The 26,109-nt window shown below is 44.5% G+C and carries 17 protein-coding genes; 11 read left to right on the top strand and 6 right to left on the bottom strand.

Features of this window, described 5'->3' with window-relative positions; translation table 11 throughout:
• Window positions 1-163 precede the first annotated feature (163 nt).
• Window positions 164-1,633, top strand: coding sequence for a phytochrome family protein (locus AC07NA_RS06300; RefSeq protein WP_494896615.1), 1,470 nt, complete (start codon window positions 164-166; stop codon window positions 1,631-1,633).
• A gap of 119 nt (window positions 1,634-1,752) precedes the next feature.
• Here AC07NA_RS06300 and AC07NA_RS06295 read toward each other — a convergent pair whose 3' ends face one another.
• A complete protein-coding gene (locus AC07NA_RS06295) occupies window positions 1,753-5,610 on the bottom strand; it encodes a T9SS type B sorting domain-containing protein (protein ID WP_494896614.1) in 3,858 nt (1,285 codons plus the stop codon).
• Window positions 5,611-6,541: 931 nt separating this feature from the next.
• Here AC07NA_RS06295 and AC07NA_RS06290 point away from each other — a divergent pair.
• From AC07NA_RS06290 to AC07NA_RS06275, 4 genes are read left to right on the top strand one after another with little or no spacing between them, the layout of a single operon-like run.
• Window positions 6,542-9,691, top strand: coding sequence for a SusC/RagA family TonB-linked outer membrane protein (locus AC07NA_RS06290; protein WP_494896612.1), 3,150 nt, complete (start codon window positions 6,542-6,544; stop codon window positions 9,689-9,691).
• Window positions 9,692-9,712: 21 nt separating this feature from the next.
• Entirely contained in the window at window positions 9,713-11,656 is a 1,944-nt protein-coding gene (locus tag AC07NA_RS06285) for a RagB/SusD family nutrient uptake outer membrane protein (protein WP_494896610.1), read from the top strand.
• A 44-nt stretch (window positions 11,657-11,700) separates the two neighbouring features.
• The gene (locus tag AC07NA_RS06280; protein ID WP_345210109.1) at window positions 11,701-12,873 is read left to right on the top strand and encodes a DUF5000 domain-containing lipoprotein; all 1,173 of its coding nucleotides are present in this window, start codon (window positions 11,701-11,703) and stop codon (window positions 12,871-12,873) included.
• A gap of 23 nt (window positions 12,874-12,896) precedes the next feature.
• Window positions 12,897-14,096 (top strand): DUF4998 domain-containing protein, encoded by a 1,200-nt coding sequence (locus AC07NA_RS06275; protein ID WP_494896608.1) that lies wholly within the window; start codon window positions 12,897-12,899, stop codon window positions 14,094-14,096.
• A 57-nt stretch (window positions 14,097-14,153) separates the two neighbouring features.
• Here the strand turns inward: AC07NA_RS06275 and AC07NA_RS06270 are convergent, their stop codons facing one another.
• On the bottom strand, window positions 14,154-14,903 hold the full coding sequence (locus AC07NA_RS06270) for a DeoR/GlpR family DNA-binding transcription regulator (protein WP_494896606.1): 750 nt from the start codon (window positions 14,901-14,903) through the stop codon (window positions 14,154-14,156).
• Window positions 14,904-15,034: 131 nt separating this feature from the next.
• Between AC07NA_RS06270 and AC07NA_RS06265 the strand changes: the two genes are divergently transcribed.
• Window positions 15,035-16,165, top strand: a complete 1,131-nt coding sequence (locus AC07NA_RS06265; RefSeq protein ID WP_494896604.1) for an MFS transporter — start codon at window positions 15,035-15,037, stop codon at window positions 16,163-16,165.
• A gap of 18 nt (window positions 16,166-16,183) precedes the next feature.
• On the opposite strand, the gene AC07NA_RS06260 is transcribed toward AC07NA_RS06265, so the two are convergent.
• Window positions 16,184-16,969: a mechanosensitive ion channel family protein gene (locus AC07NA_RS06260; protein ID WP_494896602.1), complete on the bottom strand. Its 786-nt coding sequence runs from the start codon at window positions 16,967-16,969 to the stop codon at window positions 16,184-16,186.
• Window positions 16,970-17,180: 211 nt separating this feature from the next.
• Here AC07NA_RS06260 and AC07NA_RS06255 point away from each other — a divergent pair, with 211 nt between their 5' ends.
• The 4 genes from AC07NA_RS06255 (at window position 17,181) to AC07NA_RS06240 (ending at window position 21,786) form a co-directional block, all read left to right on the top strand.
• Complete coding sequence (locus AC07NA_RS06255) at window positions 17,181-18,167, top strand: glycoside hydrolase family 5 protein (protein ID WP_494896600.1); 987 nt, start codon at window positions 17,181-17,183, stop codon at window positions 18,165-18,167.
• A 78-nt stretch (window positions 18,168-18,245) separates the two neighbouring features.
• Complete coding sequence (locus AC07NA_RS06250) at window positions 18,246-20,693, top strand: bifunctional YncE family protein/alkaline phosphatase family protein (protein ID WP_494896598.1); 2,448 nt, start codon at window positions 18,246-18,248, stop codon at window positions 20,691-20,693.
• 76 nt (window positions 20,694-20,769) lie between these two features.
• The gene (locus tag AC07NA_RS06245; protein ID WP_494896596.1) at window positions 20,770-21,246 is read left to right on the top strand and encodes a DinB family protein; all 477 of its coding nucleotides are present in this window, start codon (window positions 20,770-20,772) and stop codon (window positions 21,244-21,246) included.
• A gap of 117 nt (window positions 21,247-21,363) precedes the next feature.
• Complete coding sequence (locus AC07NA_RS06240; RefSeq protein WP_494896594.1) at window positions 21,364-21,786, top strand: SRPBCC family protein; 423 nt, start codon at window positions 21,364-21,366, stop codon at window positions 21,784-21,786.
• A gap of 58 nt (window positions 21,787-21,844) precedes the next feature.
• Here AC07NA_RS06240 and AC07NA_RS06235 read toward each other — a convergent pair whose 3' ends face one another.
• Window positions 21,845-22,447: a YceI family protein gene (locus AC07NA_RS06235; RefSeq protein WP_494896592.1), complete on the bottom strand. Its 603-nt coding sequence runs from the start codon at window positions 22,445-22,447 to the stop codon at window positions 21,845-21,847.
• A 51-nt stretch (window positions 22,448-22,498) separates the two neighbouring features.
• On the opposite strand from AC07NA_RS06235, the gene AC07NA_RS06230 reads away from it, so the two are divergent.
• Complete coding sequence (locus AC07NA_RS06230; RefSeq protein ID WP_494896590.1) at window positions 22,499-23,449, top strand: winged helix-turn-helix domain-containing protein; 951 nt, start codon at window positions 22,499-22,501, stop codon at window positions 23,447-23,449.
• 57 nt (window positions 23,450-23,506) lie between these two features.
• On the opposite strand, the gene AC07NA_RS06225 is transcribed toward AC07NA_RS06230, so the two are convergent.
• On the bottom strand, window positions 23,507-24,190 hold the full coding sequence (locus AC07NA_RS06225) for a DUF3823 domain-containing protein (protein ID WP_494896588.1): 684 nt from the start codon (window positions 24,188-24,190) through the stop codon (window positions 23,507-23,509).
• An 11-nt stretch (window positions 24,191-24,201) separates the two neighbouring features.
• On the bottom strand, window positions 24,202-26,100 hold the full coding sequence (locus tag AC07NA_RS06220; protein ID WP_494896586.1) for a RagB/SusD family nutrient uptake outer membrane protein: 1,899 nt from the start codon (window positions 26,098-26,100) through the stop codon (window positions 24,202-24,204).
• Window positions 26,101-26,109 lie beyond the last annotated feature (9 nt).

Below are 26,109 nucleotides of genomic sequence, written 5' to 3'. Positions count from 1 at the left end.
AATAGCCTTATAATTGTTACACAAGCTTATACTACACTGTTTACCTGCCATGCAAACACTAATAAAATACAGCAATGTAAATTATTGTTTAACTTAGATAATGCCTTATCGTATAAAAGAATTATAAAACCGTATACGTGATCAACAATTTAAGCGCATCTACATGTTAAAAAAACTGTATTTATCGGTTTTATTGCTTGGCTTATGCTGTAGTGTTTCGCTTGCAAAACAGGCTATTACAAAACAGGACAGCTTAATTGACTACATAAAACTAACCGACAGGTATACCCGCGAAAAAAAGCTGGTCAACTACTTAAAAGTACGCTTTCTTTTCGCGCCCGAAGCCGCGTTGGCCTTAAGCAGAAAAAACCTTACCGATACCCTTTATCGCTTTAATATTGAAAATAAAGAGGCACTTAAGTACTTTATTGATTGTATTTACTACAAACGCTTTTTACAACTTAAAGAAGCTGAAAACGCCATACTAAAGGCCATTGAACATGCCCATAAAACCGACGACCATTACCTGCTTTACCTGTTTTACAGCAATATGGGTTTCTTACAAACCGATAAGGGTAATGCCAACAGCGCGGTATACAGCTATGGGCTCGCTAAAAAGGAAGCTATAAAACTGAATGATATCTACCTGCAAAATCTTTTGAATATCAATATATCAGATGTGTATTATAAAAACGGGTTCTATAGCCAGTCGTTATATTACCTGAACAAGGCGCAGGCGGCGTACTACAAGTACAAACTTGATTACCCCAATCTGTTTACCCTCATTAACTACAACAAGGCCGAGAACTTTTTCAGGATAAGGAATTACGATTCATTGCTGCTTTATAACAAAAAGCTGAACGGCCCCGGTAATTCGAGCTATAAATTGGTGACGTACCAAAAACGTACCGCGTATTATTTGTACCTGCTAAAGCATGATTATAAAACTGCCATAGGGTTGATCAACGCCCTGCTTAAAGATAGCGTATACGTGAAAAGCGACCTGGAACCGCAACACCTTGCAAATGCTTATTATTACAATAAGCAGCCTGATTCGGCCCGGCATATTTTGGAACAAATGCTGAACGAAAAAACGCAGCTGCACCACCCGGAAGTTAAATACCAACAGTACGAACTACTGGGTAAAATAGCGGGCGAGCATAACGATCACAAACAGGAAGCTGAACAATATAAAAACGCGCTTAACGAACTGAAAGGCTACGTTAACAACCTTACCAAGGTGGGCGATAATTCTTCGCAGCTGAGAATATCCGACATGGAATCAACCTATATCGCCAGGGCGGCCAAGTACCGTAAGGAGCGTATGATGCTGATATTTGTGATCATATTCATCTTTTTGGCAGTGGTGGTACTGGTTATGTTTTACCTCAACATTAAGCAAAAAAGAAAGTACGAACAATTGCTGTTCACCAATAAAAAGGAAGAGATAGCATTTATCAATTCACACGAGGTACGTAATCATCTTTCAAATATTATTGGTCTGCTGGATATTATGCGTGCAAGCGATAACCCGGAAGAAATCAGGAAAACAAAGGAATACCTTGGTTATTCGGCCGAGCAATTGGATAATGCGATAAAGACGATATCGCATAAGTTGAGCGAAGAACATTAACCTTGATTGGACCTTGATTTATAGGATTTTTCTTGATTGACCTGATTTTTGGCCTTGATTTGACCTTGATTTATGGGGATTGTACTTGATTAGCCATGATTTTGACCTTGATTCCTGGTTTACCTTAGGATGGTGATTGAGCCGGATAGTCGGGGGCGGCCGTTTCTTTGGTCTATCATGTAATAGTATGTTCCTGAGGGGATGGCGGAGCCGCTTGATGTTCCGTCCCAGGGTTTTGAATAACCTGTTGACTGGTAAACGATAGTACCATATCGGTTGTACACATTTACAACGCAGTTTGGCGCTTTGCTTAGGCCGGTGATTGTCCAGGTATCGTTATATCCGTCGGCATTGGGAGTGAAGGTATTTGGTATTTTAACCACACATTCGCTTTCGGGTAACACAACTACCGTAATGGTGTTAGACACCGCGAAAGGATTAACAATACATAATCCGCCGGAAGTTATGGTACAGGTAACAACATCACCATCCATTAAGCCACTTGTAGTAAATGTAGCACTGTTACTACCGCTTGCATTACCGTTTATTTGCCATTGAAAAATAGGTATTTCCTGTGTGTTTTGCGCGGTAGCCCTAAATGTTACAGGTGTAGCCCCGCAAACCGGTCCGGTAATATTACTGCTTATAGTTACAGAGGTGGTAGTAAGCGGCTCGATAATGACAGTTATAGCATTTGATGGGTCGGAGGATAAAGGCACACATGTGCTATTATTAGTAACTACAGCGGTAACTTTATCCCCATTTTTTAAGGTATTAATGGTAAACGTGCCCCTTGTTTCGTTTGCCGCTACGTCATTAACATACCATTGATAGGTAGGATTATTACCTGCTCCTACCGGTACGGCGGTATAGGTTATATCGCGTCCGTCGCATTGTAAATTTGCATTTGTGCCTATGGTTATTGTAGGTTTATCAATACTGTTAACCGTTAGGGTTTGCTGTATTGGCGGTGGGTTACCATCGTTAGCTGTAATAATGGTAGTGCCCGGCCCGGTAATGTGTATTTTGCCCGCCACAATAGTAGCAACCAAAGGATTGCTGCTGGTGTAAAAGATCGGGTTTACGCTACTTGCGCCAGGTGCAAAATCAACGTCGCAAATATTTTTCACCTGCAATGGCGGAAACGTTAGCGTTATGTTTGATTCTACACTAATAGTAAGTGTTGCAGCAGGGCCATTACCTGCCGCGTTGATAGGGGTTATTTTATATTCGGTTACCGGTGACGGCGTTGTTGGCTTGCCGCTTATTACCCCGGTTGTTGTATTAAAGATAAGCCCGGCCGGTAAAGTTTTATCTATAGCATAAGATGTGGCCGTACCAATATTTTTAATAGGAGCTAAAGGAAAAATAGGTTCATCAACTATATATACCTGCGGTGTTTGATAACTTATTTGAGGCAGATCTGCCGATGGCACTACCACTGATATATTTACAACTGTGGTACCGCTGCCATAAGCATTGGTAGCAGTAACATAGTAATCCGTTGGTGGCCATAGTTCAGTTGGGGTACCTGTAATTTTTCCGTTAGCGGTATTAAATACCAAACCCGCAGGCAACGCCTTATCTATTTTAAAATTACCGAATGATATATACCTGATGAGGCGATTATTGGTATCACCAATATACAGGTTACCAAATGCATCAAGCAATATTCCGTTTGGCGAATAGAAGGTTGCTTGAAGGTTATCACCATTTCGGGAGCCTTGCGCCCCTGTACCTGCAACAGTACTTACAAAACCATCGTACTCCACTCTTCTGATCATGTTATTCTTTTGGTCGACCACATACAGGTTATTGCCCGCATCAACCACAATGCCCGACGGATAATTGAAGCTTGCTATACCTGCCACTCCGTTCTCTCTACCCGCGCTGCCACTGCCTGCAAATCTTATTACATCGCCCGCGCTGTTGACTTTACGGATAAGATTATTTTCAGAATCGGCCACGTACAAATAGCCATCGCGGTCAAATGCCAGTGCCGAAGGACTGAAAAAGCGGGCATTGGTACCTTTGCCATCGGTGTTACCATTAGTATTACCGCCTGCAAATGTTGTTACCTTACGTGTGGTTACATCTATTTTACGAATACGGTTATTATAAGTATCAGCAACAAACAAATTACCAAACTTATCAATGGCGATGCCGTAAGGTCTGAAAAATTGAGCTGTAGCACCATCGCCATCAGCAAAACCCGCTACGCCGGTACCGGCAAACGAACTAACCGTACCATCAGGTTCAATTTTGCGAATCATATTATTGAAAGTATCCGCAACATACAAATTACCCAATTCATCGGCTACTAAATTACATGGCACATAAAAACTGGCTACATTAGGTGGTCCGTTATCTTTTCCTATTTCGCCGCTGCCTGCATAAGTTTTTACTTGTCCCGCCGGGTTTATCAGCCTTATTTTATTATTCTGTTCATCGGCGATATATAAATTACCCGCCTTATCTATTGTAATTCCCCCGGGCGCATCAAAGGTTGCCGATTGTCTGTCACCATTATCCGCTCCTTTGTTACCTGTACCGGCATAAGTAGTAGTTCCGGCTGCTATACCCGGTATAGTTCCGCCACGACTTACATCGGGCGAGAGCGTAGGTATTGCATTATTAATTACATATTTTTTAGGCGTTTCATAACTGATATTTGGCGCGTTGAGGTTTTGGTTTGATGATTGTTTTATTTCTATTTGAACATTACCATAAGCTACAGATCTATCCCCATAAGCTGCTATACTGTAAAAAGCCTGGCGCGTTACAGCAATTGGCGTACCGCTTATAACCCCGGTAACCGGGTTTACATTTAAACCTGCCGGTAGTCCGGGATTAAAATCGCGAAATGAACCGAATGATACCCGCCTGATCTTATTATTTTGAGTATCTGAAACGTATAGTGTAGAATATTTGTCAATCATTAATCCGCCCGGCGCATTAAAGGAAGCTGATAAATTATCACCGTTATCACTGCCTCTTATGGTAGTACCGGCAACGGTTATTACATTAAAACGCATCAGCTCCCTTATCGCGTTATTTCCCGCATCAAGCACATATATATGTCCACCCCAGTCTTGCACTATTGCCGACGGATGATTAAACATAGCATTCGCTATCGGCCCGTTGGCATACCCCGCCTGCCCTGTACCGCCAATAGTACTTGCCACACCCGATGGATCAACCAAACGAATAAGGTTATTATCGGTATCGGCAACATATATTACCTGCGCAACACCTACATAAATACCGGTTGGCCGGTTAAAACGGGCGGCCTGGCCTATACCATCATCCCTGCCACTTGCCGGGTCGCCTACCAGCGTGGTTACCTGCATATCCGGGGCTATTTTACGGATGCAGTTATTATCTGAATCGCTTACATATAAATTCCCGCTTGCATCAAGCGCTATACCAAACGGGTGATTAAATTTCGCTGCCGTACCGTAATCGTTTTTATATCCCACTGTACCGTCGCCTGCTATAGTAGTTACACCCCCATCGGGCGTTATTTTTCTGATCAGGTTATTCTCGCTATCGGCCACGTACAAATTATTTTGCCCATCAATAGCTATTCCCCTTGGCTTATTAAAGCTCGCGGCTGTGCCCTTGCCGTCATTTTTACCCGCTGAACCGCTGCCTGCAAAAGTGGTAACATCACCCGAAGGCGTTATGCGCCTGATGAGGTTGTTATCTACATCGGCCACAAATAAATTACCTGCCATATCAGTGGCACCACCGCCCGGTGCATTAAAAGTGGCTGTATTCTTATCACCATTGGTAGCTCCGCTATTACCGGTACCGGCGAGGGTAGTTGTCCCTTTAGGTATGCCGGGTATTGTGCCGTCTAAAACAGGAACAATAGGTGTAATAGGCGTGTTAACCTCAAAAACATACGAACCCGGATATTCAATTTTGGGAGGAGCCTGCGCAAAAACATTACCGCAGCAAAATACAGCTGCCATTATAAACAAGAAAGTAATATTAAAACGTTGGTGGTTTACAGGCACGGTTATTTAATTGGTTTAGCACAAGTGCTTATCAACAAATTTAAAAAAACTTAGCACATGTTAAAGCTTTTATAGCATAAGGAAAATGCAGGGCTAAAATGAACGTAATGAATAAATAACAAAAGGCCGTGGATAATTATTTTTACTACTATAACATCCTATCTAACCATTATGCATTATGAAAAACCCGAACTGAAATGCCATAAATGCGGCTTTCCGTTTCATTTTCCGAAACCACCTGATTTTATCTGTCACTTGTTTTTCTTTTTACCTATCAAGGTTTTCTTTTGTGCCAAATGTTTAAAAACAAGGCACCTTCTTATCAGTACTAAAGAATATCGAAAATATAAACGGGTAGTGTAAAGCTGAACCATTAATGGTTTAGCAAACAGAATAAGGCCGGGCTTAACAACCCGGCCTTTTCTGTTATTTATGTTTTCTCGTTCTCATCCCTATCCTTTCTGATAGTACAACCACAATTACTACAAATGGGGAAGCATAATCTTAAATATCACTAAAGCTAAAGAGCTTCACTGTAATATTTATGTATTTACATAACTACATTTTACGCAAGAGTAAAAAATTCATGTAAGTATGCCTCACACCTACCTCTACCTACTGAATTACATCATTCAATCAAATAACAATTATTTAAAATGTTATAACATATAATTATATGTAGATGTTTATTCTACATATCTGTATAAATATTGCTTACACCATATATCCCTATAAAATCATTTAACAAGCTAAATCAATTTATTATTATCAAATAATCAGTTAGTTAAATTATTATTTACAAACATTTGTTTATTCAAATTTTAGAATGTATCTATGTACATACAATTAATTTAATCCTATAGTTTAACACTTACTCTAAACCATTATGAACCAAAGAATTTATCCCTGCCACAGGGTAAAATTTCTGTGCTGCCTGTTCGCGTTACTGCTGTTCGGGATAGCCGCGCGGGCACAAACCCCATTTACCCTAAGCGGTAAAATTACCGACACCAAAGGTCAGCCCATGCCGGGGGTGAGCGTATCCATTAAAAACACCTCCACGGGTGTGGTGAGCGATACATCCGGCCGGTATTCCCTCCGGATATCTGATCCGGCAACTACCCTTGTATTCTCCTTTATAGGGTACGTTAAGCAGGAAATTGAGGTTAGGGGCCGTCGTACCATCGATGTAAAACTGATAGACGATGAAAACTCCCTTAACGAGGTAGTGGTAGTAGCCTACGGCCAGCAAAAGAAGGAAAGTATGGTAAGCGCCATTACTACCATAAGCCCCAAAGAGCTTAAAGGCCCTACCAGTAACTTAACCACCATGCTTGCCGGGCGTATTTCGGGTATTATATCCTACCAGCGCAGCGGCGAACCGGGTGCAGATAACGCGCAGTTCTTTATCAGGGGTATCACCACATTTGGTTCGGGTAAAATAGACCCGCTGATATTGATAGACGGTATGGAATCGAGTAACACGGCACTTGCCCGTTTGCAACCCGATGATATTTCGGGCTTCTCGGTACTGAAGGATGCCGCGGCATCGTCGCTGTACGGTGCAAGGGGTGCGAACGGCGTTATCCTGGTAACCACCAAATCGGGCAAAAGCGGCGAAACACGGTTTAACGTGCGCTTTGAGAACTCGGTATCAACCAATACCCAAAACTTTAAACTGGCCGATAACATTACCTACATGCAACTGGCTAACGAGGCTGCCTTAACCCGCAACCCTTTGGCACCGCTGCCTTACAGCCAAAACAAAATAGACCATACCATAGCCGGCGATAATCCGCTGCTGTACCCAAGCAACAATTGGATAGGCTCGTTGATTAAAGATTATACCTCAAACCAGCGCCTGAACCTTAACTTACAGGGTGGCGGTAAAGCGGCGCAATACTATCTGTCGGGTACGGTTAACCAGGATAATGGCGTACTTAAAGCAGACCAGGGCAATAATTTCAGCAACAACGTTAACCTGAAAAGTTACCAGGTACGCTCAAATGTGAACGTTAAGTTCACCCCAACATCTGAAGCCATTATCAGAACTTCGGGTAGTTTTGATGATTATACCGGCCCTATTGGTGGTGGCGGCGCTATTTTTAATAGCGCGCTTACCTCAAACCCGGTACTTTTCCCGGCTACCTTCCCTGCATCTAAACTTCCTTTGGTAAAGCACCCGCTGTTTGGTAACGCCCCGCGCGGGCAAAATGGCGAGGTGTTCAGCAATCCTTACGCGCAAATGGTATCGGGTTTTCAGCAATATAATACATCAACGTTAAATGTACAGTTGGAGTTGAAGCAGGATTTCAGTTTTGTAACCCCCGGTCTTTCGGCCCGTGGTATGGTGTATACGCAACGTTACTCTTACTTTAACCTATCACGCCAGTATAATCCGTTTTTTTACTCGGCAAGCCCATCGCAGGATGACCCTAACGGTTATAATTTAAACCTGCTGAATGAAAAAACAGCTACCGAGTACCTCAACTATAGTCAGGGCGATAAAATTGTAAACACCACCACCTATGCCGAGCTGGCCGTTAACTACAACCGCACCTTTAACGAAAAACACAATATCAGCGGCTTGCTTATCGGTATCCGCAGAAACTACCTGAATGGTAATGCCGGCGACCTGCAATCATCGCTGCCGTTCCGCAACCAGGGGGTATCGGGCAGGTTTACTTACGGGTATGATAACCGCTACCTTTTTGAAACCAACTTTGGTTACAACGGATCGGAACGTTTTGCCAAAAGCAGCCGTTACGGTTTCTTCCCATCAATAGGTGTAGCCTGGAATGTTAATTATGAAAAGTTCTTTAAACCACTCGAAAATGTAATTACCAAACTGAAATTCAGGGGTACTTATGGACTGGTTGGTAACGACCAGATAGGTAACGCCAACGACAGGTTCTTTTACCTCTCCAACGTAAACCTTAACGATGGCAACTACGGCGCCTCATTCGGTGAAAACTATGGCTTTAATCGTCCGGGAGTTTCCATATCCCGTTATGCTAACGAGGGTATTACCTGGGAAAAAGCCACCAAAACCAACATCGGTATGGATTTGGGCTTGTTCAACAATTTTAACCTGATAGTAGACATATACAAAGAGCGCCGTAACAGCATCTTGATGCAACGGAGCTATATACCAACCACTTTGGGCCTTACCGCCCCTGTAAGCGCCAACGTAGGCGTGGCACAAGGCAAGGGTATCGACCTGAGTGCGGATTATAACAAAAACTTCAGCAGCAAATTTTCGGTACAGGCACGAGGTACATTTACCTATGCTACGAGTAAGTTGCTCGTTAACGAAGAGCCCGAATATCCTTCAAATATGTTCTACCTGTCGCGGGTGGGGCAATCGCTTACGCAGGCTTACGGTTTAATAGCCGAAAGGTTGTTTGTTGATGATGAAGATGTGAAGAACTCACCGCGCCAAAACTTTGGCGAAGTAAGGGGCGGCGATATCAAGTACCGTGATTTGAATGGCGACGGACAGATCACAGACCTGGATAATATAAACGGCTTGGGCTACCCTACCACTCCCGAAATTATTTACGGCTTCGGTTTATCTGCTATTTATGATGGATTTGAGTTCAATACCTTTTTCCAAGGTTCTGCAAGGTCGTCTTTTTTTATCGACCCGGCTTCCATTTCACCTTTTGTGGTTAATGGCGCCAACCAGAATGGCCTATTGGATGTGATAGCGAAAGACCATTGGTCGGAAGATAACCGCAACTCCTACGCCTTTTGGCCGCGCTTAGGGCCAACTCAAAGTAACAATAATAACCAACGCTCAAACTGGTGGATGCGCAATGGCGGCTTTCTGCGATTAAAAACCGCGGAAGTAGCTTACAACTTCCGGAGCAGCTTTATCAAAAAGTTCCGCGTACAGGGCTTGCGCTTATATGTAAACGGCACCAACCTGTTCCTGCTGAGCAACTTTAAACTTTGGGACCCTGAGCAGGGTGGTAACGGACTTGGCTACCCGGTGCAAAAGGTATTTAATATAGGGTTAAACGTTCAGTTATAGGCCCATTAAAAAGAATCAATTATGAAATTTACACATACTCAAAACAAATTTTCAAGGCTAAGCAGTCTGAAATTTATTGGATTAGGGTTACTGCTGATCACCATAGCGGGTATATCATCGTGCAAAAAAAGCTACCTTGATATTATACCCGACAACGTGGCCACGCTCGATAACGCCTTTGCCAACCGCAACGAGGCCGAAAAGTACCTGTTCACCTGTTACTCGTATTTGCCGCAGGAAGGGCATCCCGATAAAAACCCCGGTTTTAATGGTGGCGATGAGCTGTGGATCTACTGGCCATTTCAAACCGATTACTTTTTCCTCGACCCCTACAATATTGCACGTGGTTTGCAAAACAAGGCCAACCCGTACCTCAACTATTGGGACAGTTTTGATGGCCGTTCACTATGGCAAGGCATCAGAACCTGTAATATATTTTTAGAGAATGTAGAAAAGGTGCCTGATCTGCAACCCTACGAAAAAGCACGCTGGATAGCGGAAGCTAAATTTTTGAAAGCTTATTTTCACTGGTATTTGTTCAGGATGTACGGGCCTATTCCTATCCAGGATAAAAACCTCGACATTACCGCGTCGCCGGAACAGGTAAAAGTTTCAAGGCAACCGGTTGATTCGGTAGTGAACTACATTACCCGCTTAATTGATGATGCCGCTGCCGGCGATGACAATACCGGCCTGCCCAGCAGAATCACCAGTGCAGCTACCGAGCTTGGCCGCATTACCAAAGTAGCCGCGTTATCTATCAAAGCCCGCGTATTGGTTACAGCTGCAAGCCCGCTGTTTAACGGCAATACAGAATTGGGGGGCATGAAAAATAAGAACGGCCAGGCATTATTCAATACCCAATATGATGCCGCCAAATGGACGCGTGCTGTAGAAGCCTGTAAAGCCGCTATTGATTTGGCCGAGGCAAACGGCGTTATCCTTTATCACTTTAACCCGGGGGTAATTAATGTAGATGACGCTACCAAAACTCAAATGAACATACGCAACGCTGTCTGCGAAAAATGGAACAGCGAACTGATATGGGGATCAACCGCGAGCGCTAACCCTACCTTTTGGCTGCAATTATTTGCTTGCCCGCAGCTTGATCAAAACAATATCAACCTCGATTTAAAAGGCCAAATGGCACCTACGCTTAAAATGGCCGAGCTGTTCTATACCAAAAATGGCGTACCTATTGAAGAGGACAAAACCTGGGATTACGCCAATCGCTTTAAATTACGCCCCACTCCTTCCGGCGATCCTAACCTGCAAGCCGATTATCAAACCGTAGGTCTGCACGTTGACCGTGAGCCGCGCTTTTACGCCGATATCGCTTTTGATGGTGCCAAATTTTTTATGAAGAACGGTAACTTCAATATTCAAAGTAAGGCTGAGCAGTATTCGGGCAAAAAACAAAGCCGTTTGTACTCCATAACCGGTTACTACACCAAAAAACTGGTGAACTGGAACTTGGTAGCCACATCAACCAACGTAACGGTTGAATCGTACCCGTGGCCTATTATACGCCTTACCGATCTTTACCTGCTTTATGCTGAGGCCTTAAACGAAAGCGGCAGAAGCGCCGAGGCCTTACCCTACCTGAACCAGATTCGCGACCGTGCCGGTTTAAAATCGATAGAAAGTTCATGGGCTACCTACTCAAAAAATCCGGGCAAGTACACATCAGTTAGCGGCTTGCGCGAAATCATACAACAGGAACGTGGTATAGAACTGGCCTTTGAGGCAAGCCGTTTCTATGACCTTCGCCGCTGGAAAACAGCGCCGCAGGTAATGAGCACACCTATTTACGGCTGGGATATTAACCAAACCAGTTTTGAAGATTTTAACAAGCGGATATTGCTGTTCAGTCCGAAGTTTACCGGCCCGAGAGATTACTTCTGGCCTATCAAAGAATACGATTTGCAGATCAACCCTAATCTGGTACAAAACCCGGGCTGGTAAGTACGCAGTTGAGTTAAACACAATTTATATATAAATATAAAACGATGAAAAAGATACTATATATATGCTGTACAGGCTTGATGATGCTACTGATCATCAACTCGTGCAAGCAGGGGGTATTAGCACCCGTAGAAAACGACGGCAAAGCACCGGGGCCGATAACCAACGCGGTGATCACCAACCTGAATGGCGCGGCAACCATCAGCTTTAACGTACCGTCGGACCCGGACCTATTGTACATCAGGGCCGTGTATACCACCAAACAGGGCGTAGTGCGCGAAACCAAAGTAAGCCGCTATAACAGCCAGCTTACCGTAGAGGGCTTTGCCGATACATCGGCTTACCAGGTTACATTATACGCCGTTGATAAAGGCGAAAACGCGTCGGCACCGTTAATGGTTACCGTGCATCCTAAACGTCCACCCTTTCAACTGGTACGCGACAGCCTTGCTATAACACCAGATTTTGGCGGATTGACCGTAAATTTCAAAAATCAAACGGGCAATAGCCTGGCCGTGGTGATATTATCAAATGATAGCCTTGGCGAGTTTGTACCCATCAATACCTTTTATACCAAGCTTAAAAAAGGCGATTTCGCTACCCGCGGGCTGCAATCAGTAGAAACCAAATTCGGCATTTACGTGCGCGATAGGTTCGGCAATTTGTCGGACACCTTACTGTTTAACCTTACCCCATTGTTTGAAGAAAGGCTGGACAGAACGCGAATGAAAGGCCTTGTTTTACCTACCGACGCGCCGCTGGGTTATAGCGGTAACATAGCCGGTTTGTTTGATGGCAACCTCGGTAACGATCTTATGTACCACACAGGTGATGCCGCGCGTATGCCGCAATGGTTCACTTATGATATGGGCGTATCGGCCAAGTTGAGCCGTATGAGTTACTTTATGCGGATGGGTTTCTATTTCAACCTGCACACGCCGCGCGTAGTTGAAATTTGGGGAACCGAAAACCCTAACCCCGATGGCAGCTATACCGGCTGGACGCTGCTGGCCACCCATACACAGGTTAAACCATCAGGCTTACCAAACGGACAGCTATCACAGGATGATATTGACGCGGCTAATGCCGGCGAAACCATCACCTTTTCTATCGATGCGCCTAAAGTGCGTTACATCAGGTTCAAAACACTCAAAAACTGGTCGAACGGCTCGTACGTGAACTTTAACGAGATAATGATGTGGGGCGACACAAAATAGGTAACAATTAAAATATTAAGTTTATGAAACCAATAAAATATTTAGTGCCGCTATACCTGCTCATTATGGGCATGTTATTAGCCGCATGTACAAAAGAAGACGCGTATAAAAGTTTTGAAAAGGGCGGCGAGATCACCTATCCCGGCCGGGCAGACTCGGTGATCGTGCAACCGGGTTATAAAAAACTAAGGCTGGCGGTAGTGCTGGGCAATGATCCGCTGGTAACCAAAATAAAAGTTTACTGGAACGATGGGCAAGATTCTACCGAACTTGCCGTAACACGCACCACAGGTAAAGACACCGCCAATATAGACATCAGCGATCTTAGCGAGGGCAATTACAATTTCAACATTTACACCTTTGATAAAGAGAACCACAGATCGGTAGTGGTAAACGTGGCGGGTATTGTTTACGGCGATAGTTACCTTACCTCCTTAGAGAACCGCACGCTTAAATCAGTAGGTTTTTCGGCTGATGGCAAGGCGCAACTACTTTGGGGCGACGCCGCCGGCGGTGAGGTAGGGATAGAACTAAAATATTTTGACAGTAATGGCGCTGCCAAAACCATCATCATTCCGCCATCGGAAACCGATACCCGTTTAAGCGACTATAAAGATGAAAGTTCATTAACCTACAGGTCATTATTTAAGCCTGATTCGCTGGCGTTCGAAACATTTTCGCCGCCGGTAGCGGTAACTAAACTGCCGTTTTTTGAGCGCGTGCTTGATAAATCAAAATTTGTGGCAATGCTGTTGCCGGGTGATGTGGACGAAGGTGGTTATGGCTGGCTGCTACCCTATCTTTGGGATGAGCGTTACAGTACACCGGGTTTCGCCAGTAAATCAACCAAACCTGTTCCGTTCACTTTTGATACCGGAGTAACCACCAAACTAAGCCGCTTTAAAATGTGGCAGGCCAACGACAGGCTGTACAACCTCGAAAGCGCCAAAACATTTGAAGTATATGGTAGCAATAACCCCAACCCTAACGGAAGCTGGGATAGCTGGACCAAATTACTGGATTGTGAATCTATCAAACCATCAGGCTTACCGCTCGGCCAAAACAGTGCCGCCGATGTGGCATACGCCCTTGCCGGAGAGGAATTTAAATTCCCGGCCAATATTGCCAAATACCGGTACTTAAGGTTTAAACTGCTGACCAACTGGGGCAATGGCAGCTTCATGACCATGGAAGAACTAACCTTTTACACACAAGATCATTAGTAGTTACGAGTCATATATAATTAATGATGATAGAGGGAGCCTTCGGGTTCCCTTTTTTTATAGCACCTGTATACCGGCTTCTACGTATACTTTCAACTCCTCACTTTCGGGCGATACATCGGTGATCACCGTATCCAGGTCAGTAATGGGGCAAACGTAAAAAGCTTCGGCAGTATTGGTTTTGGTAATGGTTGATAGCGCGATGATATGCTTTGAGGTGGCAACCATGGTCTTTTTCAGCTGCGCATCTTCATAATCCATTGTGGTGAGACCGGTTTCGGCATCAATACTGCAAACACCTAAAAAACAAATATCGGCCCTTACGTTTTTAAAAGCCTCCACGGTTTCGTAGCCCGTAGTGGTAAAAGACGACTTGCTAAGCCTGCCGCCCGCAAATATTACATCGGTAGCAGGGTGATCTTCCAGTACGCTCGCTATCGGAAAACTGTTGGTCACCACCGTAATTTTCAGGTCGTCGGGCAGGTTTTCGGCTATAGCCAAGGCCGATGTACCACCGTCAAAGATCACCACTTGCCCATCTTTTAAAAAACTAAGCGCTTTACTTGCAATAATTTTCTTTTGGCTGATGTCCTGCTTCTCCCTGTCCCTAAAATGGTGCGGCACCGGTGAATGCACCATAGCTCCTCCCCTTACCGCCTTAAGTAAACCCCTGTCTGATAGCTCCTTAATATCACGGCGAACAGTATCTTCAGATACATTGAGGTGCTGGCTCAAATTACCCAACAGTACTTTTCCGTCTTTAGATACCTGCCCGAGTATCAATTGTAAGCGCTCTTCTTTGATCATAATTGCAATGTTAAGCAAATATAAAATTTAATTTTGCAATATATTGCAATTATTTAGATATTTGTTGCAAAATATTGCAAATCGAAATGAATGCTATTATTTGTTTAATCTTTTTTATCTTACATATATAAATGGTTTACGCACCAAAAATTATCCGCACCGCAGTAGCTGCCATGTTCTTTGTAGCCGGTTTATGTTTCGCCAGCTGGGCTTCGCGCATCGCGACTATACAACAAAAGCTTAACCTTTCAGACGCCGCGCTGGGTGGCGTACTATTCGCCTTGCCGGTTGGCCTGATGATCTCCCTGCCCCTATCTGGCTGGGCCGTTACAAAAATTGGCAGCCGCAAAGTATTGGCAGCGGCCATTAGCACTTATGGTTTAATGCTGGTTACCCTCGGCGCGGTAACAGAAGTTTACCAGTTGGTTTTATGTCTAATATTGTTCGGCATCAGTAGCAATGCCGCCAATATATCAGTTAATACCCAGGCCGTTGCTACCGAAGGTTTGTACAGCAAACCCATTATGGCTTCGTTTCACGGCGTGTGGAGTTTGGCGGGTTTTGTGGGTGCCAGTATAGGTACATTTATGATAGGCAAAGGCGTATTGCCCGCGCCTCACTTCGCCATTATAGCCGCCATTACCATTATAACGGTGATAGTTAGCTGGCGTTACCTGCATAACGACCATACCCCGGCAAGTACAGGCCCTGCATTTGTAATGCCCGATAAATCATTGATCACCCTCGGCCTGATCGCCTTTTGCTCCATGGTAGTTGAGGGTGCCATGTTTGATTGGAGCGTGATCTACTTTAAAAAGATAATACTGGCCGAAAAAGGCTGGATAGGTGCAGGTTACACGGCCTGTATGTGTACCATGGCATCCGGCCGTTTCGTTGCCGATCGTTTTGCCGCACGTTTCGGACTTAGGCGTACCTTACAGTTAAGCGGTACGCTTAGCGCCATCGGTTTACTCATTGCGGTATTGTTCCCGAGCCTGTTAACGGCTATTATTGGGTTCATGTTTGTGGGCGCGGGCATCTCATCGGTAGTGCCAATGGTGTACAGCGCGGCAGGTAAATCAACAACCATGCAACCGGGCGCGGCTATTGCAGCGGTGTCTACCATCGCGTTTATCGGCTTTTTGATCGGTCCGCCGGTTATTGGCTTTTTAGCCGGGGCATTTACATTGCGTGCATCGTTCAGCTTTTTGGCTGTAATGGCGGTGGCCGTAGTGGTATTATCTACCAAAGCAAAGGTTTAGCGCCTTCGCTTTGGCGCGTTACATGCCTGCCAGTTTAATCCCCGAATCTTTAATATCCTGCAAAATAGTTTCCTGCAAGGCCAGCTTAGTATCGTAAAAACCGTGTGCATTTACCCAAACGTTTACGCCTATCTTGTAGCCATCGCTCTCTAAAACGGCAACGCCTATACGGCGCTCCGGCTTTTCGAGGATATTTTGCGAACGGTTGATAGATTCGTTGATCACCGATTTTACTTCTTTAATATCAATAGCGTTACTGAATTTCAGTTCGATATCGAGCCTGCGGTTTCCTTCGCGACTGATGTTGATGATCACCTCATTAGAGAGCTTGCTGTTAGGCACAATTACCGAGCGGTTATCGAACGTGCGCACCAGTGTATAAAATATCTGGATAGATACTACCGTACCTTCCAATCCCTGGGTAATAATGTTATCGCCTACTACAAAGGGTTTAAGCAGCAGGATGAGGATACCACTTGCAAAATTCTGCAAAGTTCCGGATAATGCCAGTCCCGCTGCTACGCCAATGGCACCTACAACGGCTGTAAACAGGGTAAGTTGTATCCCGATGATCTGCATTACGGATAGCACCAGTATCACCCGCAGTACCACACCTACCAAACTCACCAGAAAGGGTTTAACCGTTGGGTCGACTCCCTTTTTATGCAAGCCTGATTGCGACCGGTTCAATATCAGTTTAATGAGCCAAAGTCCTGCAAATAAGATCACCATACCCAGTATGAAACGGGGGCCGTAATCGATAAGCCAGTTAACAGCGTGATTATAAATCTTGTTAATATCCATAGTTAAAAGATCCGTTAATAATAAACCAGCCCCATCACAAACAGCCTCAAAACACCTGCGGGACTTCCTTTACAACTTAAATTACTACGATTTGGTTTTAATCAGGCCATAACGATGCAATTATGGCGGTGGTAACAGCACGTCAATCCACCCTAAATAAATATTGATGAGTAAGCCTAAAAGCTTATTTTTATATTCCTAATAACCAATTATGAAAAAACACAAATACATTAAGGCACTGCTTATTGCCTGTGCTGTTTGCTTTACCCACTTGCAGGGCATGGCGCAAACACCCGTTGCTAAAAATGGCTGGCTACAGGTAAAGAACGGGCAGTTAGTTAACGAACATGGCAAAGCGCCTCAATTAAGGGGCATCAGTATGTCGTGGAGTATTTGGGAGGGGCAAAAGTATTACAACAATAATGTGGTCAACTGGCTTTGTACCGATTTTAAGGCGACCATCATCAGGGCTTCTATGGCTATTGAACATGAGGGCGGGTATTTGCAGGATTCGGTGAAGCAAGTAAAGCTGATCACCACCATTATAGATCAGTGTATTAAAAACGGCGTATATGTACTGATAGACTGGCACGACCATAACGCGCATCAGCACCTTGGGCAGGCCAGACGCTTATTCGCGGCTATGGCACAAAAATACAAGGGTGTGCCCAACGTAATTTACGAGATATGGAATGAGCCCGAAGATATCAGCTGGCTGGTGATAAAAAAGTATGCTAACGAATTAATACCGGTGATACGCAAATACGATAGCAAGAACATGATCATTGTGGGCAGTCCGCGTTGGGACCAGGATGTACACATTGCCGCGCTCGACCCGATCAAAGGTTACAATAACATCGCCTATTCCTTCCACTTCTACGCATCCGACCCATATCACCAGGAAAATTTGCGAGCGAAGGCAGACAAAGCCATTAAGGCGGGACTACCGCTATTTGTTACCGAATGGGGCGTGGGCGAATCAAACGGCGATGGCGTATTCGACAAAGCTAAAACCGAAGCATGGCTTAAATGGCTCGAATACAACCAACTCAGCTGGGCCGACTGGAACCTTACCGACAAAGCCGAAACCACCGGTATATTAATTGGTGGCGCCAATGTAAACGGCAACTGGAAACCGGCAGAACTAAGCCTGGCAGGAGCTTACATCAGGGATAAGCTGCGGTTGTACAATAAGTAACTAAGCATTTACACTGATGTAGCCATCATTTACCATCACGTAACAATAGCTTAACTTTAATAAGGTTATTTGCCTGCTATGAGAAAGTCACTTTCAGTTATCACCGTTTTGTGTACGTTGCTGCATATTAGCGCAATAGCGCAGCAACGGCCGGGCAATATTAAGCAAAGCAACCAGATCATGCTGCCCAATGGCTGGAAGATCAGCCCGGCGGGACGGTCGTTAACGCTGGGCGATTTGCCGCTGAATATGCAGTTAAGCGCGTCGGGCAAGTTATTGGCAGTAACTAATAACGGCCAAAGCACTCAATCGGTACAGCTTATAGACCCTAAAACGGAACAACTGCTCGATCAAAAGGAGCTTGGCAAATCGTGGTATGGTTTGGCCTTCAGCCGGGATGAAAAACAACTGTATGTATCGGGTGGTAACGATAACTGGATATTGAACTTCAGCATCAAAAACAATAAACTGGGGCAGGCTGATACAATAACACTGGGCCAGCCATGGCCAAAGGGTAAAATTTGCCCGACAGGTATGGTGGTAAACAAAAGCAATAACCGTTTATACGCCGTAACTAAAGAGGATAGCTCGCTATATGTAATTGATCCGGCAGCACATAACATCTTAAAAAAGGTAAAACTGGCTAACATTGCTTACAGCTGCGTACTATCTCCCGATGAAAAAACGCTATATATTTCACTTTGGGGAAGCGATAAGGTGGCCGTTTATAATATGTCTGCCGGCAACATCACAACTACCATTACCACGGGCAATCACCCCAACGAATTATTGCTCAACAAAAAAGGCAATACGCTTTTTGTGGCTAATGCCAGCGATAATACGGTATCCATCATAAATACGCTTAACAATAAGGTGGTTGAAACCATATCCACCTCGTTATACCCTACCATGCTCACCGGGTCAACCACCAACGGGCTGGCACTGTCATCAAACGAAAAAACACTTTATATTGCCAATGCCGATAATAACTGCTTGGCCGTTTTTGATTTAACCAAACCAGGTTACAGCAAAAGCATGGGTTTTATCCCCGTGGGCTGGTACCCTACCAACGTAAAAACACTGGGGCGCAAAATACTGGTGGCCAATGGCAAAGGCTTAACATCAATGGCTAACCCACAAGGGCCGCAGCCTGTTTCAAAGGCCGATAACAGCGGTTACCATACCGGCAGCACACCCAACAGCAAACTGCAATATATAGCAGGCTTATTCAAGGGATCGTTATCGTTCATTGATGCGCCTAAACCCGAATTGCTAAAAACCTATACCCGCGAAGTTTATGCAAATACGCCCTTTACTAACAAAAAAGTAGCACAGGCCGAGGGCGTAGCCAACAATCCGATTCCGCGTAAACAGGGCGAAAAATCGCCCATTAAGCATATTTTTTATATTATAAAAGAAAACCGCACGTACGACCAGGTGCTGGGCGATATGCCTGAAGGCAATGGCGATACCACGCTTTGTTTGTTTGGCCAAAAGGTTACTCCAAACCACCATGCGCTCGCCAAAGATTTTGTATTGCTTGATAATTTTTACGTGGATGCAGAAGTAAGCGCCGACGGCCATAACTGGAGCATGGCCGCCTATGCTACCGACATAGTTGAAAAAACATGGCCTACCAGTTATGGTAACCGTGGCGGCAGTACCTCTTTTGAGGGCGGCCGACCTGCCACCTACCCGCGCGACGGCTTTATATGGGATTATTGTAAACGAGCCGGCATCAGCTACCGCAGCTACGGCGAATTTAGTGATAATGGCAAGGCCAACATTAAAGCACTGGAAGGGCATATTTCGCCTAAATCGCCCGGTTTTAATATGGATATTAAAGATCAGGTGCGTGTTGATGCCTGGCAGCACGATTTTGATTCGTTGCTTACTATTAACGCCGTTCCGCAGTTTAATACCATCCGGATTTCAAACGACCATACCAGCGGACAGCGTTTAGGCAAGATTTCGCCTGCCGCGGCTGTGGCTGATAACGACCTGGCTATAGGCCGCTTTATAGAACATTTATCAAACAGCCCGATATGGAAGGAATCGGTAGTGTTTATACTGGAGGATGATGCCCAAAATGGCCCCGACCACGTGGACGCGCACCGTTCGCCTGCTTTTGTGGTTGGTCCTTACGTAAAACGCAACGCCGTAGTACATACCATGTACTCTACCTCGGGCTTTTTGCGTACTATGGAACTCATATTGGGCCTGCCGCCGATGAGCCAATACGATGCTGCCGCTATCCCGCTATACGAATGCTTTACCAGCAAAGCAGATTTTACGCCTTACAAAGTAAAACCCGCGTTGATAGACCTCGACAGGCGCAATGTTGCGGTAAACGAAAGCAGCAAAAGATCGGCCTTGTTCAACTTCGCCAAAGAAGATGCCGCCCCCGATCTGGATTTGAACGAAGTGGTTTGGAAATCGGTGAAAGGAGAAGACTCCGTAATGCCATCACCTAAACGGAGCGCCTTTGTAATACTGGAAAACAAAAAGGATGACGATGATGATTAGTAAGAAACCCGTTTAATTAACAATTGACGTAAATTGTTGATTTGTGTGATGATAAAATAGTTCGTTATCTTGTAATATGGTATCCATCTTAAAACAGCAATATGCTTTATTATGCAGTTCAAGGAAGTTCGTACTCAATTTTGTGGCGAACGAAGTAAAGCACGACTGGCTTAAACCCATACCCGAATTTAACGGAAGCGATGTACGATACCTACTGGTGCACAATGCCAATGTGTATACGCACTGGCTGGCCAACTTCGCCATGAATAAAGAAATCGCGATTATTGAAGAAAGCGACGTAACCACCATTGATGCTGTAAAACTATTATTTGCTAACGCGGATGCTTATGTGGATGAATTTCTGAACCAGTTCGCGCAAATATTAAACCAGCCCATCAGCGCTGTACTCCCGCGGAACCGACCCGTTAACGCTACTCCGCTGGAAATTTACACGCACGCGTTCGCCCATGAGTTTCATCATAAAGGGCAGATCATGACCATATGCCGATTGCTTGGACATACGCCGCCCGATACGGATATTATCAGGTTTTAATTGTTATATATTGCCATAAATCCCCCGCAATTTGGCACAATTACACCTTTTTAAAGCAGGCAGCTTCTCCTATCTTTATCTTATTAAAATTCAACAAAATCACTAACCAATATTACTATGGAAACCACAAGCAAAGCAATCACTGTAGAAACTATTGTTAATGCCCCTATTGAAAAGGTTTGGGATAGCTGGAGCCAACCCGAACACATCACCAAATGGTGCCAGGCATCCGACGACTGGCATGCCCCTTATGCCGAAAATGATTTGCGTGTGGGCGGTAACTTTTCGACCACTATGGCCGCAAAAGATGGCAGCTTTAGTTTTGATTTTGGCGGTACTTATACCGATGTGCAGCCCTACAGCCTTATTGCTTACGGCCTTGGCGACGGCAGAAAAGTAAGCATCACCTTCGCTAAAGAAATTGATGGCACCAAAGTAACAGAAACCTTCGACCCGGAAGAAACTAATCCCATAGAAATGCAACGCGGCGGTTGGCAGGCTATCCTGGATAACTTTAAAAAATATACTGAAGCACTGTAATAATAAGTTTTAAATAATGGAGCCCGGTTGTAATAACAGCCGGGCTTTTTGCAAAACCCTATTTAACAAATACCAGGTTCAGCGAGATGTCAATATTTTCGGTGATCATTTCATCCTTTATAGCAGCAAACAGGTTCCAGTCATCCTTTTTAGGCTGAAAATCGATCCGCCATTTTACGCGGTTTATCTGGGTTACTGCTGTAGCTGTAAGTGTACTTCCTGTGCCTTTTATAAGGGCAGTAAATGTAATTGGGTTGGTGATTCCTTTTATCGTGAGATCGCCCGTTACTTTGTAAGTATTTGCTTGCTCTGTACGGATGATCTGTTTAACCGCCATGGTTGCGGTTGGATATTGGGCGACATCAAAAAAACCGGGGGTACGCAACTCGTCATCTACTTTTTTATTTTTACCATCTTTAGTATGATCATTGGCTCGCATCGTGTTCATATCAATGGTGAAAGTGCCGTCTTGAGGCTCGCCACCGGGCGTATAGTTCAGGGTACCCGCATTAAAAAGGATGTAACCGAAATGACCACCCATCGTTTTTTGTCCGTTCCATAAAAGTTTGCTTTTTTTAATATCCAAACGGTATGTTTGCTGGCCATAAGCAGTAAGTTGAAGCATAGCGAACAGCAGGATAATGGTAAGTTTGTTTAGCATGGTTTAATATATTTTGATGCAGCAAACCTACTTACACGCAATACTTTAGCTATGATGATTATTGTAAATAAAATTGTAAACTTTGTAAAATCAATCCGTATAGATATGGCCGGTTATAAAGTACCCCTGAAAACCAAAACAAAATACCTGCTGGGGCTTACTGTTTTGCTATTTTTAACGTTATTGAGCGCCGCTTTTAGCAGGGCCGGTACCGATGATTTTGATACGGCCAGGAAAGAATTATTGTTCCGAAAAATCGGCCATGAGGTACTTCTGCACTCGGGCGACAGCACATCGAGGGTATTGCCGGTAAAGAAGATCGCCGAAAATGAGTACCAGATAAGGTTTGAAAACGATTTTTCTTTTCAGCCCGATTCGCTGGAAAAGATAATAAGCCGAACACTGGCTAAAGAGAAGATTGCCGACGATTACATTGTTAACGTTTTAAATTGCACCGGCAAGGAAGTAATATACGGCTATGCCATATTCAAAAACTCGAAGGACAATATTGTAGCCTGCGCCGGTCGCAACCAGCCAAAAAACTGTTACCTTATTGAACTGAGATTTAAAAGCAGTGGCATAACCCTACCTCAAAAAGGGTATTTGTTAGGCGGAATTCCTTTGCTGGCGTTTATCGGGTTGATCATCTCGAAATCGGTTAAATCGCGTAAAGAGGTTGCTGAATCAAACAACACCGATGTTGACCATTACAAACTTGGTGATGATACAGTATTCTATCACGAGAAAAAACAACTCCTAAATAACCAAACCATAACAGAACTCACCGCTAAAGAAAATAAACTGTTGCTGATCTTTGCTCAATCGCCAAATGAAATCATTGAGCGAAGCCGCCTGCAAAAGGAGCTGTGGGAAGATGAGGGTGTAATTGTAGGCCGTAGCCTGGATATGTTCATATCAAAATTGCGTAAGAAACTCGAAAATAACCCCTCGATACAATTGATCAACATACACGGCAAGGGTTACAAACTGGAGATCAAATAGCTGATAAACACTATCATCATAAAAAAAGCAGGGTTTTTACACCCTGCTTTTTCTGTATTATTTAAGTTGTATTTTTTGCGGTGCCGAATAGGCCAGCTCATTTGCGCCTACGGTTTTTACACCTACACGCACATACACCGCGTCAGCGCCGGTTAAGGCTGCCGGTATGGTTACGGTGGCGTTAAATGGTGTACCCGGTGTTACCGCAGCGCCGTTAACTACGCCAATAGCGCTGTTATTGTTTTGATCGAGCAGGGTTGTTTTATAAACGTACAACCTTACCTGCTCAAGCTGACTACTCGGATCGCCCTGAGCTACTGTTACCGATGCGGTAATGTCATTCCCGCTCCTGGTATAAGCAGCATTTGTTACAGCAAAATAGGGAGTTACCGGTACATCAACAATGGTATTGCCGCTAACATGCACATCGATAGAATCTGTTTGATTGATCCACGGGCCCGAACCATTCAGGCGGGTCAGTTTATAATCGCCATCGAAAACCAATGCCGAAAACGATCCGTTTTGATCCACAAATACCTGTATCTTATTAAAAAACGCGTAGCCGTGCTGCCAAAGCTCTAACTGAACCTGGTTTGAACGTACCCCTACCGGCTGCCCGTTAAATACCACCCTGCCCGATAGTTTTGATTTTGGCGCTTCATAGTTGTCCTTTTTGCAACCGACCGCTCCCGCTATTACCAACAGTAATAACAGGCTATATATATATGATCTGACTTTCATGATGCTCATATTTAGTTAAATGGATTTTGAACAATTTTAGGATTGTTGTTAATGATCGACTGATCGAACCTCGAATAGTAATTGAAATTTTGGAAAAACCTTGCAGCCTTAAACCTTGGCGCAACCATTTTCACAAAAATATATTTACCATCGCGGGCGGCATCGCCGGGGCGTACTACCCTGTATGGGTATAAACTGTACACAACCGCGTCCGGATTGCTTGAACTGCCATTCCAAACTTTATCGGCTATCCTCCAGCGTTTCAGGTCCCAAACACGGTGGTCTTCAAAAGCAAATTCCGACCTGAATTCGGCCCTTATTTTGTCGCGGGTTAATGTTGCTGTAGTGTACAAATTAGCTCCGGTAAAGCCGGCACGTTGACGTATCGGGTTAATATAGGTTACGGCCTGGCCGGTTTCGCCCAGCTCAAAGGCTGCTTCGGCCGCGTTCAGGTACATTTCGCTTAAACGGAACCAAACCCACCATACATCACTTTGTATACCACGGGTACTGGTACCGCCACCCTGATCAATATATTTACGCAGATAAAACCCGCTATTTGATACCTCGGCAATACTACGGTGCGGGCCCGATGCGGATACCAGCAGTTTACCATCTGTATAATTTGTACCTAAATCGGCACCTTCCTGAAGAGTATATGAGCTTGAGCCTGCATTCCAAACGGCAACGCCGGCCTGCATATCCACATTAGTACCTTTAAACGGGGCACCCGGGTAGATCACCGTACCGTACATTCTGGCATCTTTACCGGCAAAAACATCTGATACGTTATTGTAATACAAATAATCAGTATTACCTGCATTACGAATCTTCAACTCACCGCTGGTACCGTCAAGGTTCTGATAGCTTTCAACCAGGTTTAGCGATGGTGTAACGCTTGATGAACTCAGGTTATCTTCGCGTAAGCCACGGGCTATATTATCATAAGTAAACCCATGTTTTTTTGCTTTTGAGGTTAAAAAATCGCGTACAAAAAGCACCTCTTTATTACCGGTTTTGTTGCGGATGGCCTCATAAAAGTTCTCGCCCAAGTCGGGGTTGCTATTGTACAATTCATAAGAACCGCTGTTGATCACCTCTTTTGACGCGTCAAGCGCTTTTTGGTAATACTCGTTAGCGCGGCTTGCGGGGATACCAACTTCGCCGTTTGCTAAGGTTATTGATGGTGTAAGCAAAGCGTTATACTTGGCAATACTGGCCGCATACAACATAGCACGGCTTTTAAGCGCAAGGCAGGTATATTTATTTGCGCGGCTTACACTGGTACCGTTAGCTATAACATCTTTTATACCATCCATTTCGCTCGCTACAAAATCGTATACTTCGGCTTCTTTGTTACGCGGTTGCTGCAAAGGCGTTGGGTCGCCACTGTTATCATAAATAAGTTGAGTGGTTACCAGTGGCACGCCACCTTCTCTTTTTACCATTTCAAAATACTGGTAAGCCCTTATAAACCTAAATTCGGCTTTTAACTGGGTACGCTGCGCCTCGGTAAGGGTTGATGAACCAAATTTGTCAACATTTTCTATCGCCAGGTTCAAATCGCGTATAAAATAATAATCGTACAAAAACCACCTGCCTGCATCATAATTAACTATGTTATTACGCGCTTCCAGATCGGCATTGGTTTGGCCAGACCACATCGCATCATCATACGAGGCCATATTGCGCCATTGTGAACCTGCCTGGTCTGTAAGGCCCATATCGGTAGGTATACGGTTATAAAAATTAGCCAGCAGGCCTACAATAAGCTTCTGATCTTTCCACAAATCCTCATCAGTTACTATACTAACGGGTTGCAGCTCCAGGAAATTTTTTCTGCAACTTGTTGTCGCCACCAGCACCAGGGCAAGGCTAAACATCAAGCATTTATACATTTTATTTTTCATGATCCAATG

It is taken from the genome of Mucilaginibacter sp. GW821-FHT07G05 (assembly GCF_059418565.1).
This window is presented reverse-complemented; position numbering and strand designations above follow the sequence as displayed.